Here is a 16,062-nt window from a genome sequence, read left to right on the forward strand (position 1 = left end):
TCCTTCTCTCGAACACCGGATTCGGGAAAACCACGCTTGATATTTCTCAAACATTGGCGCGGACCTGCAATGTACGCGCACAAATCGGATCGAACAATCTTTTTATAGTCCATTAAATGTTCCGCAATCCGGGACAATCGATATTTCGCTGCATTTTTGTGTCGTCGACGCGACAAATCCGCCGCAGGCACACGCGTGTCGCGTGCCGACCACACACCGCACCTGCACGCCGCACTGCGCACGCATGACGGTCGGTTAGAATTCCGTGCAATCAAACAGAAAGCTTCCCTCCGAGGGCAATCGAGCGATGAAGCAGCGCGACAAGTACAACAAAGAAACGAACCAAACCAACCACACGACCCGGCTGCTCTGGCGCATCGGTGCCGTCGCGGCGCTCGGCGCCGCCGCGGCCCTGTCGCTGCACGCCGGCGCGGCGCGCACGGTGAGCGTGTCGCCGCAAGGCACCGTCACCGAAGTCCGGCAGAGCGTCGTCAAGTTCGACGAACCGATGGTCGCCTTCGGCTCGGCCTCCGCGCCGAATCCGGCGCGCGTGACCTGTAACGATTCGACGGCCGCGCGCGGCCAGGGCCACTGGCTCGACGACAAGACCTGGGTTTACGATTTCGAAAGCGACCTGCCGCCGGGCGTGCGCTGCGCGGTCGCGCTCAACGACACGCTGCGCTCGGTCGCCGGCAATGCGGCGAGCGGCCCGCGTCGCTTCACGTTCCAGACGGGCGGCCCGTTCCCGGTGTCGGTGCGCCCCGGCTCCCGCGAGATCGAGGAGCGCCAGGTCTTCGTGATGAAGCTGAACGGCCCGGCCGAGCCGCGTTCGACGCTCGCGAACATCTGGTGCGAAGCGGCCGGCATCGGCAACCGCATTCCGGTCACGGCGGCCGACGACGATACGCGCAATGCGCTGCTCGATCATTTCGGGCTGAAGAAGGAGGCGGCGCGCGTGCTGACGCTGTCGTGCTCGCAGGCGCTGCCGGCGAGTGCGAAGATGCAGCTCGTGTACGGCAAGGGCGTCGCCAGCCCGAGCGGCATCGCGAACGAAACCGAACGGCGCTTCGATTTCACCGTGCGCGCGCCGTTCGCCGCGAGCTTCTCGTGCGAACGCGAGAACGCGAAGGCGCCCTGCACGCCGCTGCGCCCGCTCACGCTGTCGTTCAACGCACCGATCGCGCGCAAGCAGGCCGAGGCGATCAAGCTGCGCGGCCCCGACGGTTCGCTGTCGCCGACCTTCGCGGCCGACGATCATAGCGAGGAAGTGACGACCGTCACGTTCAACCCGCCGCTGCCCGCGCAAGCCGCCCTGACCGTCGAGCTGCCGTCGGGCCTGCACGACGTGACCGACCGGCCGCTGTCCAACGCCGACCTGTTCCCGCTCGCGACGCGCACCGCGCCGATGCCGCCGCTCGCGAAATTCTCGTCGGGCACCTTCGGGATCGTCGAGCGCTTCGCCGAACCCGGTACGCCGGCGCTGGTGCCCGTCACGCTGCGCAACGTCGAGGCCGACCTGCATATCGCCGGCCTCAATGCGGGCGGCGCGCAATTCGCGAACCTGAAGGTCGAGAACGACACCGCGATCCGTCAATGGATGCGCACCGTCGATCGGTTCGACAACTGGTCGATGACGGCCGGCTCGATCGACGACCAGATTCCCGGCCTGCTGCAACGCAAGGGCCAGCACCCCGTGTACGTGCCGCTCGAAGCCGGCGAAAAGCAGCCGGCGCCGAAGAACCGCCGCATCGACGTGCGCTCGCTGTCGCTGCTGACGGGCGAGCCCGGCGCGCAGGTGCTGACGCTGCCGAAGGCCGACCCGAAGACGCTGCGCCCGTTCGAAGTGGTCGGCGTGCCGATCGACAAGCCCGGCTTCTACGTGCTCGAACTCGCGTCGCCCGCGCTCGGCCGCTCGCTGCTCGCGAAGCCGTCGAGCATGTACGTGCGCACCACCGTGCTCGTCACGAACCTCGGCGTGCACCTGAAGCAGGGCCGCGAGAACAATCTCGTGTGGGTCACGACGCTCGACAAGGGCAAGCCGGTGCCGAACGCGCAGATCCGCGTGTCGGACTGCAACGGCGACGAAATCGCGGCCGGCAAGACCGACGCGCAAGGCCTGCTGAAGATCGACGGGCCGTTCGAGCCGAAGCGCGCGTGCAGCTCGTCGGAGCAGCGCTTCGACGACTACTTCGTGTCGGCGCGCGTCGACGATCCGAAGACGGGCCCCGACATGGCGTTCGTCAGCTCGGGCTGGAACCGCGGGATCGAATCGTGGCGCTTCAACGTGCCGACCGACACCGACAGCGCGCCGACCGTACGCGCGCATACGGTGTTCGACCGCACGCTGCTGCGCGCCGGCGAAACCGTGTCGATGAAGCATTTCATCCGCACCGAGACGCTGCAGAGTCTCGCGTTCCCGTCGCAATACCCGACGCGCGTCGCGATCCGCCATCTCGGCACGGGCCAGACCTACAAGCTGCCGCTCACGTGGGCGGCCGACCACAGCGCGGACTCGCAGTTCACGCTGCCGGCCGCCGCGAAGCTCGGCGAATACAGCGTCGAACTCGAAGGCGGCCCGGAAGATGCGCCGAGCGCCACCTACTACAGCGGCAGCTTCCGGGTCGAGGCGTTCCGCCTGCCGGTGCTGAAAGGCTCGATCGGCGCGCGCGACGCGCAGAAGAGCCCGCTCGTCGCCGCGAAGGAAGCGCCGCTCGCGGTGCAGATCGACTACGTGTCGGGCGGCGGCGCATCGAACCTGCCGGTACAGGTGTCGGCGCTGATGAAGTGGGCGTCGCCGCCGTTCGCCGATCGCTTCGAGGATTTCAGCTTCACGCCGTATCGCCCCGACACGAGCGACGGCAACGCCGACGACGATGCGCAGGACGGCGACAACGCGTCGTCGTCGAACCACGACCCCGACGCGACCAAGCTGATCGCCGACAAGCTGCCGCTGACGCTCGACCGCAACGGCGCGGGCACCGTCACGCTCAAGGGCCTGCCGGACGTCGACGCACCGAAGCGCATCGCGCTGGAGGCGACGTTCGCGGACCCGAACGGCGAAGTGCAGACGATCCGCGGCGACACGATCCTGTGGCCGGCCGCGGTGGTGGCCGGCATCAAGGCCGGCCGCTGGGTGTCGGTCGGCCAGCGCGTGCCGGTGCAGGCCCTGGCGGTCGACCTGCAGGGCAAGCCGCGCGCGTCGGTGCCGATCGAGATCAAGGGCGTCGCGCGCATCACGACGTCGTCGCGCAAGCGGATGGTCGGCGGCTTCTATGCGTACGACAACAAGAGCGATACGCGCGACCTCGGCGTGCTGTGCTCGGGCAAGACCGACGACAAGGGCCGCATGACCTGCGACGCGACGCTCGAACAGGCCGGCAACGTGCAGCTGATCGCGGTCGCGAAGGACGGCGACGGCCGCACGTCGAATGCATCGACGTCGGTGTGGGTCACGCGCGAGGACGAACTCTGGTTCGGCGGCGACAACACCGACCGGATCGACGTGATCCCCGAGAAAACGTCGTACGAACCGGGCGAAACGGCCCGCTTCCAGGTGCGCATGCCGTTCCGCTACGCGACCGCGCTCGTCGCGGTCGAGCGCGGCGGCGTGATGGAAACGCACATCGTCGAGCTGAACGGCAAGAACCCGACCGTGGACCTGAAGGTCGGCGACTCGTGGGGGCCGAACGTCTACGTGTCGGTGCTCGCGCTGCGCGGCCGGATTCGCGAGGTGCCGTGGTACTCGTTCTTCACGTGGGGCTGGAAGGCGCCGGTCGAATGGGCGCGCGCGTTCTGGCGCGAAGGCCGCCACTATGAAGCGCCGACCGCGTTCGTCGACCTGTCGAAGCCCGCGTTCCGCTATGGGCTCGGCGAGATCAAGGTCGGCACGGGCGTTCACCGCCTCGGCGTGACCGTGACGACCGACGCGACGCGCTACACGGTGCGCGGCAAGGCGCAGGCGCACGTGAAGGTCACGCTGCCGAACGGCCAGCCGGCACCGGCCGGCACGCAGATTGCCATTGCGGCGGTCGATGAAGCGCTGCTCGAACTGATGCCGAACAACAGCTGGGACCTGCTCGACGCGATGCTGCGCCGGCGCGCGTACGGCGTCGAGACGGCCACCGCGCAGATGGAAATCGTCGGCCGCCGCCACTTCGGCCGCAAGGCCGTGCCGGCCGGCGGCGGGGGCGGCAGCGCGCCGACCCGCGAGCTGTTCGACACGCTGCTGCTGTGGAACCCGCGCGTGACGCTCGACGCCAACGGCAGCGCGACCGTCGAGGTGCCGCTGAACGACGCGCTCACGCGCTTTCGGATCGTCGCGATCGCGGCGGTCGGCCCCGACCGTTTCGGCACGGGCAGCACGTCGATCCGCAGCACGCAGGATCTGCAACTGATCTCCGGCCTGCCGCCGCTCGTGCGCGAAGGCGACGCGTTCCGTGCACAGGTCACGCTGCGCAACACGACCGACCGCGCGATGCAGGTCGTCGTGACGCCGCACGTGACGGGCCTCGACGTCGCACCGCAAACCGTGTCGCTGGCGGCGAATGCGGCCACCGAAGTCGCGTGGACGATCACCGTGCCCGAACAGGCGCTCGATGCGGCCGGTGCGCTGAACTGGCGCATCGAGGCGGCCGAGCAAGGCGGCAAGCGCGCGTCCGACGCGCTGGCAGTCGCGCAGAAGGTCGTGCCCGCGCTGCCGGTCACGGTGCAGCAGGCGACGCTCGCGCAGGTCGACGGCACGCTGACGGTGCCCGTGGCGGCCCCGGCCGGCGCGGTGAGCAATGCCCAGGGCGTACCGCGCGGCGGCATCGCCGTGTCGCTGCAGTCGAAGCTCGCCGACGGCCTGCCCGGCGTGCGCCGCTGGTTCGAGCGCTATCCGTACCGCTGCCTCGAACAGCAGACGTCGCGTGCGATCGGGCTGCGCGACCCCGCGCAATGGCAGGCGCTGATCGCGCGCATGCCCGTCTATCTCGACAGCGACGGGCTGGCGAGCTACTTCCCGCCGTCGTCCGACGATTCGCACCATGGCAGCCCGACGCTGTCGTCGTACCTGCTCGTGGTGTCCGACGAAGCCAGCCGTCTCGATCCGCGCTTCGCGCTGCCGGAAGACCTGCGCACGCAGCTCGAAGCCGGGCTCGCGCGCTTCGTCGACGGTCGCCTCGAGCGCAACGCGTGGGCGCCGCGCCAGGATCGCGACCTGCGCAAGCTCGCCGCGATCGAGGCGCTGTCGCGCTACGGCGCCGCGCAGGGCCGCATGCTGGGTTCGATCGAGATCGCGCCGAACCAGTGGCCGACGTCGGCGGTGATCGACTATCACGCGATCCTGACGCGCGTGAAGGACATTCCGCAACGCGACGAGAAACGCGCGCAGGTCGACCAGATCCTGCGGGCGCGCCTGACGTACCAGGGCACGCAGCTCGTGTTCTCGACCGCGCGCGACGACGACCTGTGGTGGCTGATGACCAGCAACGAGACCAATGCCGCACGCCTCGCGCTGGAATTCGCGGGCGACCCGGCATGGAAGGATGAAATGCCGCGCGTGACCGCCGGCCTGCTCGCGCTGCAACGCCAGGGCGCCTGGCAGACGACCACGTCGAACGCGCTCGGCCTGCTCGCGGTCGAGCGCTTCTCGCGCACCTACGAGAGCACGCCGGTTGCCGGCACGACGAAGATCGCGCTCGGCGGCAACGAACGCGCGATCTCGTGGTCGCAGGCAGGCTCGGCCGCGCCCGCCGATACGCCCGCGTCGGCGGCGCCGTCGGCGTCGGCCACGCCCGCGACCCGCGCGGCCGCCGCGCACAGCGTGCTGATGCCGTGGCCGCGTGCGTCACAGGGGCCGGCGACGCTGTCGGTCACGCAGGACGGCACCGGTCGCCCGTGGGCGACCGTCGAAAGCCTCGCCGCCGTGCCGCTGCGCGCGCCGTTCGCGGCCGGCTACCGGATCACGAAGACCGTCACGCCCGTATCGCCGGCCGTCAAGGGCGTGCTGACGCGCGGCGACGTCGTGCGCGTGCATCTCGACATCGATGCGCAGAGCGACATGACGTGGGTCGTCGTCAACGATCCGATTCCGTCCGGCGCGACAATCCTCGGGTCGGGCCTCGGCCGCGATTCCGAAGCCGCGACGCAGGGCGAGAAAACGCCGGACGGTGCATGGCCGGCGTTCATCGAGCGCGACTTCGACGGCTATCGTGCGTACTACGACTATTTGCCGAAGGGCAAATTCTCGGTCGAGTACACGGTGCGGCTGAACAACGTCGGCACGTTCGGCCTGCCGCCGACGCGCGTCGAGGCGCTGTATGCACCGTCCGTGTACGGCCTGTGGCCGAACCCGCCGCTGACCGTGAAGCCGGCCGACGCGGGCAAGTAACGAGCAAGTGATGATCGATCTGGCTTTGCCGCGGCCGGCGCGTTTCGCCGGCCGCGTATTCGTCGCCGTCGTACTGGCCGCGCCGCTCGTCGCGCATGCGCTGCCCGGCTACGACGACGTGCGCCGCAACTGGCGCAGTTCCGACTGGGTGCTGCTCGCGCGCGACGGCACGCCGCTGCAGCGCACGCGCATCGACCTCACCGAACGGCGCGGCGACTGGGTGTCGCTCGCCGACGTATCGCCCGCGTTCCGCGAGGCGATCGTCGTGTCCGAGGACAAGCGCTTCTACGAACACAGCGGCGTCGACTGGCGCGGCATCGCCGGCGCCGCGTGGGGCAACCTGTGGAACGAGCGCACACGCGGCGCGTCGACCGTCACGATGCAGCTCGCGGGCCTGCTCAGCGATTCGCCGCGCCGCTCGGGTCAGCGCTCGCTGCCGCAGAAAGCCACGCAGGCCGTGAACGCGCTGTGGCTCGAACGCAGCTGGCGCAAGGACCAGATCCTCGAGGCCTACCTGAACCTGGTGCCGTTCCGCGGCGAGACGATCGGGCTCGGCGCGCTGTCGCAGGTGCTGTTCGGCAAGGCGCCGTCGGGCCTCGACGCGCGCGAGGCCGCGATCGCGGCCGCCCTCGTGCGGGCGCCGAACGCGGCGCCCGCGAAGATCGCCGAGCGCGCGTGCCGGATCCTGCGCGACATGCATGCCGGGCAGGCGTGCGCGTCGCTCGACGGCTACGTGCAGCTCGTCGTCGCACGCCCAGCCAATACCGTCCGCGACGACGGCGCCGCCCTCGCCCCGCACTTCGCGCGGCGCATCGCGGCCGAGGTCAAGCCGGCGGCCGGCGCGCAGATCCGCACGACGCTCGATGCGCCGCTGCAGCGCTTCGCGCGCGACACGCTGACGCGCGCGCTGACCGAGCTCGACGCGCCCGCGCACCGGCGCAACGTGCAGGACGGCGCGGTGGTCGTGATCGACAACGCGACCGGCGAGATCCGCGCGTGGGTCGGCTCGTCGGGGGCACTGTCGAGCGCGCGCGACGTCGACGCCGTGCTCGCGCCGCGTCAGGCCGGCTCGACGCTCAAGCCGTTCCTCTATGCACAGGCGCTCGACGAGAAGCGGCTGACGGCCGCGTCGCTGCTCGACGATGCGCCGATCAACCTCGCCGCCGGCGGCGGCCTGTACATTCCGCAGAACTACGACAAGGATTTCAAGGGCTGGGTGAGCGTGCGCAGCGCGCTCGGTGGTTCGCTGAACGTGCCGGCCGTGCGCGCGCTCGTGCTCGTCACGCCGCACCGCTTCGCGCGCACGCTGACCGCACTCGGCCTGCCGCTCGCGCAGGAAGGCGATTACTACGGCTTCAGCCTCGCGCTCGGCAGTGCCGACGTCACGCTGCTGTCGCTGACCAATGCATACCGCGCGCTCGCGAACGGCGGCGTCGCGCGCAAGGTCGTCGACCTGCCGGCCGCGGCGCCGACGGCGGCAGCCGGCGCAGCGGCGCCCGCGCGGCCGGACGCCGGCACGCGCGTGTTCAGCGAGGCGGCCAGTTTCGTCGTGACCGACATCCTGTCCGACAACAATGCGCGCGTGCGCACGTTCGGCTTCGACAACCCGCTCGCGACGCGCTTCTTTTCCGCGGTCAAGACCGGCACGAGCAAGGACATGCGCGACAACTGGACCGTCGGTTTCACGTCGCGCTATACGGTCGGCGTATGGGTCGGCAATGCGGACGGCTCGCCGATGTGGGACGTGTCGGGCGTCACGGGCGCGTCGCCCGTGTGGTCGGCCGTCGTCGGCTATCTGCACCGCGACCTGCCGAGCCGTGCGCCGCGTGCGCCGGCCGGCGTCGAGACGCGCCGCATCGCGTTCGAGCGCGACATCGAGCCGGCCCGCAACGAGTGGTTCATCGCGGGCACGGCGGTCGACACGATCCGGCTCGCGGCGCCGGTCACGCCGGGCAAGGACGGCGCGCGCGCGCCGTTGACGATCGGCGCGCCGACCGACGGCACGATCTTCGCGATCGACCCGGACATTCCGCCAAAGAACCAGCGGATCTGGTTCGAGCGCTCGTCCGGGCGCGCGGCGAAGTTCGCGTGGCGGCTCGACGACAAGGTGATCGGGCATGCTGATCGCGTCGCGTGGCTGCCATGGCCGGGCCGGCACCGGCTCGAACTCGTCGATGCGCGCGGCAACGTCGCGGATGCGATCGGCTTCGAGGTGCGCGGCGCGTTCGCGAAGCCGGCCGCGCGCAAACCCTGAGGCGGCGAGCCGGCCTTACTGGCCGGCCGTATTCGCCTTCGGCGGCCGGCCGGAGAAGTCGAGTGCAGTCGCCCGATTCTTCAACCGGACCGGCCAAGCCGCAAATCATTGTGGACGGGATGAATTAGTTCGACAATATCGCGCATGCGGTGCATTCGGGCACCGACGACGAACCGACGCAGGCCGATCCCGGACCGACAACGATGACACCCGAAACCGAGGGCAAACTGCTCCGGCATGGCGTACAGATCATCCCGCTCTGCTTGAGCCTGTATGCCGCCGACAGCCTGTGGGACGCGTATCGCAACGGCGGCATCCTGGAATGCCACCAGGCTCGCATGCACCCGATGACCTGCTGGTGGATCACGCCGGACATGGGCGAACACTTCCAGCGATTGCTCGCCAGCCACTGGCACGTGCTCGGGCTCAGCGTTCTGCTGAGCCTGTTGCTCGCTTACGTCATGGCGCCGGCCCGCCACTCGCGCCAATGACGCCTCGGCCCGGCCATACCGCGCGCAAGCCGCCAGCGGCAGACCGAACGGGCCAGCAGCACCGCGGTTCAGGACCTAGAATGACAGCAGCGCCGCATTCCCGACGCGCACCGGTTGCCTCATTCTCTCGATGGCCTGCGACCATGAACATCCGCCACGAACGCTTCACCCGCCCCGCGCTGGGCGTCTTGTGCGCTGCAACGCTCGCCGCCCTCCAGGCCTGCAACGGCGATGCCTGCTTCGGCGTCGACGTATGCTTCAACGACAACACGCAGACCGTCGCGCTATCGGGCACGGCCGCGACGGGCGACGCGCTCGCGAGCGCGCAGGTCACGGTCAATTGCGCGGTCGGCTCGGCAACGACGCTGACGGACGGCGGCGGCAACTACCGTGTGACGCTCGACGCCGCGCTGCCATGCGTCATCACCGTGGCGTCGGGCGGCGCGAGCCTGCATTCGCTCGCCTATGCGGGCGGCACCTTCAATACGACGCCGGAGACCGAGCTGATGCTCGTCTATCTCGCGGCGCAACTCGGGACGAACACGGCCGGGCTGATCGGCAATTTCCAGGGCAGCCTGCGCTACCAGCGGGCCATGAACAGCCCGGACACCGTGCAGGCCGCGCAATCGGCCGTCGTGACGAACCTGCAGCAGCGCTATGCGGTCTCGCTCGCCGCGCCGGCGTTCCTGACCACCTCGTTCGTGGTCGGGCAACCGGGCGTCGACGGCGATCTCGTTGCGCTGGCGAAGGCTGGCGCGATCGATCCGAACGGACTGCCGGATCCGGTTGCCGTGTCGCTGTTGCAGCAGGCCGGGGCCGCGCATCCGCTGCAAGGAATGTGAGCGGGACGGGAATCGACCGTCAGGTGCCGGCTTCGCGCGCGTCGTCGGCCAGCAATGCCCAAACGCTCGTGGTCGCGCCATTCGCCGCCGATGCGCAGACAGCGCGGCGAACATCCCGCTTGTCTGAACCCGAGCCGTCGAACCAGTGCGATCGACGCACGCTTGCCGGATGGTTCGCGACGATCACGTCAGCGGCGTCGGACCGGGCGACGCGATTCAGCAGGATCCGGCTCGTGGGCCGCGGTCACCACATGGCGCTTACGCCGCCTCCCCGCTCCCGCACACCACCGGCGCCGCCTGCTGCTGCGACAGATACCGCAGCAGCTTCGTCACCATCCACACGACGATGAACGACAACGCGACGAAAAACACCGCCAGCGGCGTCAGCACGTGAATCGACACGAAACCGGCCAGCCCCATCATCGCGGCCGACACGAGCAGCAGCGCACAGCCGAGAATCGCGCTCGTCAGGCCGGCGATATGCGGAAACAGCGAATTGCCCTTGGCCATCAGCGTCGGATACATCGCACCGGCGCAGAAACCCATCACGAGCACCGGCGTCGCGAGCGTCCACACGCGCAGGCCGACGGTCAGCGCCAGCACCAGCATCGCGACCGACGCGCCCGCCATCACGCGCGCGCCGATCCGCAGCCGTTGCTCGGCGCTCGGCAGCCCTCGCCCGTGAATCCGGTTCGACAAACCACCGAGGAAATACATGAGGCCGATGCCGAGCGCGAGATAACCGAAGAAGGTCGGCGGCTTGTGCAGCGTGGTCTGCACCATGAACGGCCCGACGATGTTGAACACCAGCAGGATGCTGTAGCACAGCCCCTGGGCGAGGAAGCAGCTCTGGAACACCGGGCTGGCCAGCACCTTGCCCGCGTTCGCCATCAGCGTGCGCGGCTCGAGATGCACCGGCTTCGGCAAGGTCTCGCGGTAGCGCCACAGCAGCGCCCACATCGCCAGCGAGTAGACCAGCAGGAACACGAGGCAAGCACGCCAGCCGAACCATTCCTGCAGGTGCGCGCCGATCACCGGCGCGATGATCGGCGCCAGCCCCCATGCGATCGACATGTACGTGAACGCGTGCATCAGCGCCTGGCCGGAAAACGAATCGGTGATGATCGCCTTCGCCAGCAGGTTGGTCGTCGCGATCCCGAAGCCCTGCAGGCAGCGTGCGAGCACGAACGTCTCCAGGTTCGGCGCGCCGAGGGACAGCAGGCAGCCGATCGTGTAGATCACGAGCCCGAACGCGAGCACGCGCTTGCGGCCGTAGGCGTCGGCGATCGGCCCGAAGATCAGTTGGCCGAGCGCGTAGGCCGCCATGTAACCGGACACGCTCGACTGGATCGCCTGCGGCGTGGTCGCGAACGAACGTGCCATGTCGGGCAGCGCGGGCACGTAGATGTCGATCGCGAGTTGGCCGGCGGACGCGAACAGGCAGATCAGGAACAGCAGGAAGCGCGGCGAATTCGACTCGCGCGCGAGAGTGAGCGTGGCGTTCATGACGACTGGGAAGGAGGTCGGACAGCAGTGCCGCACCGCCAATGTTCGAATGTCGAACATGCGTGCGATCGTGGCGAATTCCGTATTGTGCCTGTTGTTGCATCCGGCGACAGGATTTCCCTGGCGCGGGCGAGGTTGAATGGCCGGTCCCGACATGCGCCGATCGGGCCGCCGGCGGCGGTTTTAATGTTGATTTAAGCCGGCGGCGGCATTGTCTCGGGTGGCTCACTCCGTGAGCCGCACGTCATTGTTGATTCGATCAGTCTCGTTTGATGGAGATACGAAGATGCGATTCCGTTCGTATATGGCGGCGGGCGCGCTCGCGCTGGTGCCCGTGCTCGCGCTGGCCGGGCAGCCCGGCGCGGCGGCCGCCGCCCAACCGATGTTCGTCAATGTCAACGGGCAGGCCGTGCCCGTGAAAGCCGAGACGCGTGTCGTCCAGACGGCCGTCGGCCCGATGAAGGTCAGCACGTGGAGCTGGCACAGCCCGCAGGGCGGTGCGAGCTTCGAGATGCAGACGTCGTCGTCGGGCGGCATGCCGCCCGCGGCAGCGTTGCGGCAAATGCAGGCCGTGCAGTACCGGATGCAGGCGGCGCAGGCGCAGATGGTCGCGATGCAGCAGCAGATGATGGCGCTCCAGCACATCGCGCTCGCCAACGCGTTCGCGATGCCGATGCCGCAGCCCGTCGGGTTCGCGATGGCGCCGTGGGCCATGCCGGAACCGGTCGTCGTGATCGTGCCGGTGCAACCTTCGGCGCGTTCGATGGCGCCCGCTCCCGCCCCGGCGGCGCCGGCACGGCCGGCCGCACGCGGGCCTGAAATCAAGGCCTGACGCGCGCGTCCGGCGCACGAGCGACCGGGCCGCAAAGCGAAACCGCCGGCACGTGCCGGCGGTTTTTCATGGGTGGCGCGACATCGCCACGACGCGGTGCTCAGTACTGCGCCTGATCCGTCGGATTCTTGAACAGCTGCTTCATCTCCGCCGACAGCGGATAGTTCAGGCTCACGCCCTTCGGCGGAATCGGCTGCGTGAACCACTGGTCGTACAGCTTCTCGGCCGCGCCCGAGGTCTGCATCTTCGCGATCACGCCGTCGACGACGCGCTTGAACGGCGGATCGTCCCTGCGCATCATGCACGCGTAGTTTTCGTGAACGAGCGGCGTACCGGTGACCGTGTACGCGCCCGGGTTGCGATCCTTCGCGATCTCGCCGTACAGCAGCGGCTCGTCCATCACGAACGCCACCGCGCGCCCGGTCGTGACGTTCATGAACGCTTCGGCATGATCCTTCGCGCTGATGATCGTCATGTTCATCGCCTTCTCTTCGTTGAGCTTGCGCAGCAGGCGCTCGTCCGACGTGCCGGCCGTCGTCGCGACCGTCTTGCCGGCCAGGTCCGCGAAGTCCTTCACGCCCGAATCCTTGCGCGTGCTGAAGCGGATGCCGTACAAAAAGATGCTGTTCGAGAACGCGGCCTGCTTTTGCCGTTCGAGCGTATTCGTCGTCGAACCGCATTCGAAGTCGATCGTCCCGTTCTGCAGCAGCGGAATCCGGTTCTGCGACGTAATCGGGATTTCCTTCACCGCGAGGTTCGGCAGGTTCAACTCCGTCTTCAACTGGTCGATGATGCGCGACGCGATGTCCCGCGAATAGCCGATGTTCTTCTGCTGGTTGTCCGAATACGAAAACGGCACCGACGACTCGCGAATGCCCAGCGACACGACGCCCGTGTCCTTGATCTTCTTCAGCGTACCGGTAAGAGCCTGCGCGTGCGCGGTGCCGGCCAGCGCACAGGCCAGCGCGACGGCAAGCCAACGGAAACGACGATCCATGCTTGTCTCCTGACGAAACGTTGATCGAGTCGCGATCGTACGCCCGACAATATTCGCGTCATATCAGGGGAAGCGTAAACCACCTTCCGCCACGGCCAGTTCCTGAAAGACGTTTTCCGTGCCGCGCAAACCCGCTCGCCCGCGCCTCCTGCCCGACCGGTCCGCGCACCGGCTCTGTGCCGGTCGTTCCAAACGCGCGTTCATGCTGCGACGCACCAACGTAATCGTTTGCGGCACCGCCTGTTTTTCTCGCGAAACGCACTCAAGAAGCCGCCGCGCACGCCGTTACCCAGTGCATGGCGCGTCGCAGCAACCTGCTGCAACCGTCAGACAAAAACGACAAGGTCCGGCTCGCCCGGACCAGCGCCACCGCCGGCACGACGGTTATCTACGAGGATCGACTTTCAACATGAGAGCCAAACGTTTCAATTTCGCGCTGGCGCGCCTCGCACATGCGCGCATGCTCGCCGGCATGCTGTCCGCCGCCGCCCTGCTGCCCCTCGCCGGTTGCGGCGGAGGCGGCGGCGACGGCAGCAACCCGTCTTCGTCCAATGCGTCACCCGCACCGGCGCCCGCGCCTGCGCCCACGCCCGCGCCGACCACCCCGCCCGCGTCGTCCGGCACCAATGCGTGCACGTCGCAGCAGGCCGCCGTGCAGATGGCCGCGCAGACCGCACCGGTCGAGCCGCCGGTCGATCACCTCATCGTCAAGCTGAAGACGCTGACGGCCCCCCGAGCGATGGCGGCCGCCGACAACGGTGCGCGACTCGACGCGGTGATCCAGCGCGCGATGACGCGCTGGACGGCGCCGGTGACCGGCAGCGCCCGTGCGTACGCGAGCACGGTCGCGCAAACGCCGGTGAACGTGCAGGTCGAGCGCACCATCTCGAACGGCGCGGCCGTGCTGTCGCTCGGCCAGCGCATGGCCGCCACCGATGCCGCCGCGCTCGCGCAGGCGTTCGCGGCCGACAGCGATGTCGACTACGCGGAACCCGATCACCCGATGCAGATCCGCGACACGCCGAGCGACCCGCTCTACAACCAGCAGTGGTATCTGTCCGACCCGACCGCCGGCATCGACCTGCCGCCCGCGTGGAACGTGACCAAGGGTTCGCCGACCGTCGTCACGGCCGTGCTCGACACCGGCTACCGGCCGCACGGCGACCTCGTCGGCAACCTGCTGTCCGGCTACAGCTTCATCAGCAACGTCAACACCAGCAACAACGGCTTGACGCGCGGCCCGGACGCGACCGATCCGGGCGACTGGGTCACGCAGCAGGAACTCGACAACGCCAACGGCCCGTTCTATCACTGCGCGAGCCAGCCGAGCGACAGCAGCTGGCACGGCACGCGCGTGATGGGCGTGATCGGCGCGACCGCCAACAACGGCACCGGTATCGCCGGCGTATCGTGGCTCGGCCAGATCCTGCCGGTGCGCGTACTCGGCAAGTGCGGCGGCGTGACGAGCGACATCGCCGACGGCATGCGCTGGGCGGCCGGCATTCCGGTGACCGGTGTACCGACGAACCCGCGGCCGGCGAAGATCATCAACCTGAGCCTCGGTGGAGTCGGCGCGTGCAGCACGACGTTCCAGCAGGCGATCGACGACGTGACCGCGAAAGGCGTGACCGTGGTCGTCGCGGCCGGCAACGACGGCCTGTCGACCGGGCTCGACCAGCCCGCCAACTGCCGCGGCGTGATCTCCGTCGGCGCGACCGATGCGACGGGCCGCCGCGCATCGTTCAGCAACTTCGGCGCCGATGTCGCGCTGAGCGCACCGGGCGTCAACATCCTGTCGACGTCGAACACCGGCACGACGACGCCGGGCTCGGACACCTACGGCCTCGCGAACGGCACCAGCCTCGCGACGCCGCAGGTGACGGGGGTCGCCGCGCTGATGCTGTCGGTGAACGGCAACCTCACGCCCGCGCAGATCCTGCAGAAGCTGCAAGGCGGCACGCGCGCGGCGAAGCTGGCGGCCGGCACGTCGTGCACCGCGCTGCCGGCCGGCTCGGGCATCCTCGATGCGGGCGCCGCCGTCGCGACCGCGAACCAGTAACCGGCACCGCGTTCGACGCAGCCGCGCGCATGCCGACAAGGTGTGCGTGCGGCTGTTTCGTTGCGGGCTGTCCGGCGCGCCCGCGAACGCACACCGGCGCGATCAAGCATCTCGAAATAACGCCTGACAAAAGGGTTGACGCTTCGCACAGCGAGCCATTACCATCGCCCCCGTCTAGTTACATGGAGTGTTCTGTGAACACCGATGCGAGTTGTAGTTGGTTCCTGGCCAACTTGACTGCTGCCTGAGGAAAACGCGCAGAGCCTCGTCTTCTGCCGCATCCCGGGAAGCAGGATGCGGCGCCCTTCCGGCCTGACCACGGGCCAGATCTCCCGCCGAATTTTTCGATGTTGCCGAATGCACGCGGCGCGCCGTCGCGCGCGTGCGTTCGTGTTGCGCGCGGCGCCAGCCGCGTGCGCTCTCCGTTCGCGTGCCGTCCGGCCGCGCGCCTCGTTGCGCGCGCCGCCGATCGCCCGTGCCGACTATCCGCAACCGACAGGAGTGCAGATGAACTCAGACGACAGTAGTCGATTACCGCTCGCCGGTGCGACGCTGCGCATCGACACGCCGTCCGCATCATGCGCGCCGGCGAGCGTTCCCGCCTTTACCGACCCACAGCCGATCGCGCCTGACGCGACGCGGCGGGGAGCGCTCGTGCGTCGATAACGTCACGGTCGCTCCCCGCCCGCCGCCTCGTGCGCAAGGAGCGAC

Annotated in this window: 8 protein-coding genes and 1 pseudogene; 6 read left to right on the forward strand and 3 right to left on the reverse strand. The window is 68.8% G+C overall.

Annotation, left to right across the window (positions count from 1 at the left end; translation table 11 throughout):
* Positions 1-307 precede the first annotated feature (307 nt).
* The 4 genes from H0X91_RS18610 to H0X91_RS18625 all read left to right on the forward strand — a co-directional run bounded on the left by H0X91_RS18610 (position 308) and on the right by H0X91_RS18625 (position 9,957).
* Positions 308-6,370: an alpha-2-macroglobulin family protein gene (locus H0X91_RS18610; RefSeq protein ID WP_196433228.1), complete on the forward strand. Its 6,063-nt coding sequence runs from the start codon at positions 308-310 to the stop codon at positions 6,368-6,370.
* A 10-nt stretch (positions 6,371-6,380) separates the two neighbouring features.
* A complete protein-coding gene (gene pbpC, locus H0X91_RS18615; RefSeq protein ID WP_006494682.1) occupies positions 6,381-8,624 on the forward strand; it encodes a penicillin-binding protein 1C in 2,244 nt (747 codons plus the stop codon).
* A gap of 203 nt (positions 8,625-8,827) precedes the next feature.
* The gene (locus H0X91_RS18620; RefSeq protein WP_062911406.1) at positions 8,828-9,115 is read left to right on the forward strand and encodes a hypothetical protein; all 288 of its coding nucleotides are present in this window, start codon (positions 8,828-8,830) and stop codon (positions 9,113-9,115) included.
* 143 nt (positions 9,116-9,258) lie between these two features.
* Positions 9,259-9,957: a hypothetical protein gene (locus H0X91_RS18625; RefSeq protein WP_062885591.1), complete on the forward strand. Its 699-nt coding sequence runs from the start codon at positions 9,259-9,261 to the stop codon at positions 9,955-9,957.
* 19 nt (positions 9,958-9,976) lie between these two features.
* On the opposite strand, the pseudogene H0X91_RS18630 reads toward H0X91_RS18625, so the two are convergent.
* Both H0X91_RS18630 and H0X91_RS18635 read right to left on the reverse strand, forming a co-directional pair.
* A pseudogene (locus tag H0X91_RS18630) lies at positions 9,977-10,124 on the reverse strand (GNAT family N-acetyltransferase); the annotation flags it as partial.
* A 91-nt stretch (positions 10,125-10,215) separates the two neighbouring features.
* Positions 10,216-11,463 carry a multidrug effflux MFS transporter gene (locus H0X91_RS18635; RefSeq protein WP_062910439.1) on the reverse strand — a complete coding sequence of 416 codons (1,248 nt, stop codon included), beginning with the start codon at positions 11,461-11,463 and terminating at the stop codon, positions 10,216-10,218.
* A gap of 286 nt (positions 11,464-11,749) precedes the next feature.
* Here H0X91_RS18635 and H0X91_RS18640 point away from each other — a divergent pair, with 286 nt between their 5' ends.
* The gene (locus H0X91_RS18640; protein WP_062910438.1) at positions 11,750-12,295 is read left to right on the forward strand and encodes a hypothetical protein; all 546 of its coding nucleotides are present in this window, start codon (positions 11,750-11,752) and stop codon (positions 12,293-12,295) included.
* Positions 12,296-12,395: 100 nt separating this feature from the next.
* On the opposite strand, the gene H0X91_RS18645 is transcribed toward H0X91_RS18640, so the two are convergent.
* Entirely contained in the window at positions 12,396-13,292 is an 897-nt protein-coding gene (locus tag H0X91_RS18645; protein ID WP_006488707.1) for a glutamate/aspartate ABC transporter substrate-binding protein, read from the reverse strand.
* 409 nt (positions 13,293-13,701) lie between these two features.
* On the opposite strand from H0X91_RS18645, the gene H0X91_RS18650 reads away from it, so the two are divergent.
* The gene (locus tag H0X91_RS18650) at positions 13,702-15,351 is read left to right on the forward strand and encodes a S8 family peptidase (protein ID WP_062910433.1); all 1,650 of its coding nucleotides are present in this window, start codon (positions 13,702-13,704) and stop codon (positions 15,349-15,351) included.
* The last annotated feature ends 711 nt before the right edge of the window (positions 15,352-16,062 follow it).

Origin of the sequence: Burkholderia sp. 9777_1386 (assembly GCF_015712265.1) — a bacterium.
In the GTDB taxonomy this organism is placed as follows: Bacteria; Pseudomonadota; Gammaproteobacteria; order Burkholderiales; family Burkholderiaceae; genus Burkholderia; species Burkholderia cenocepacia.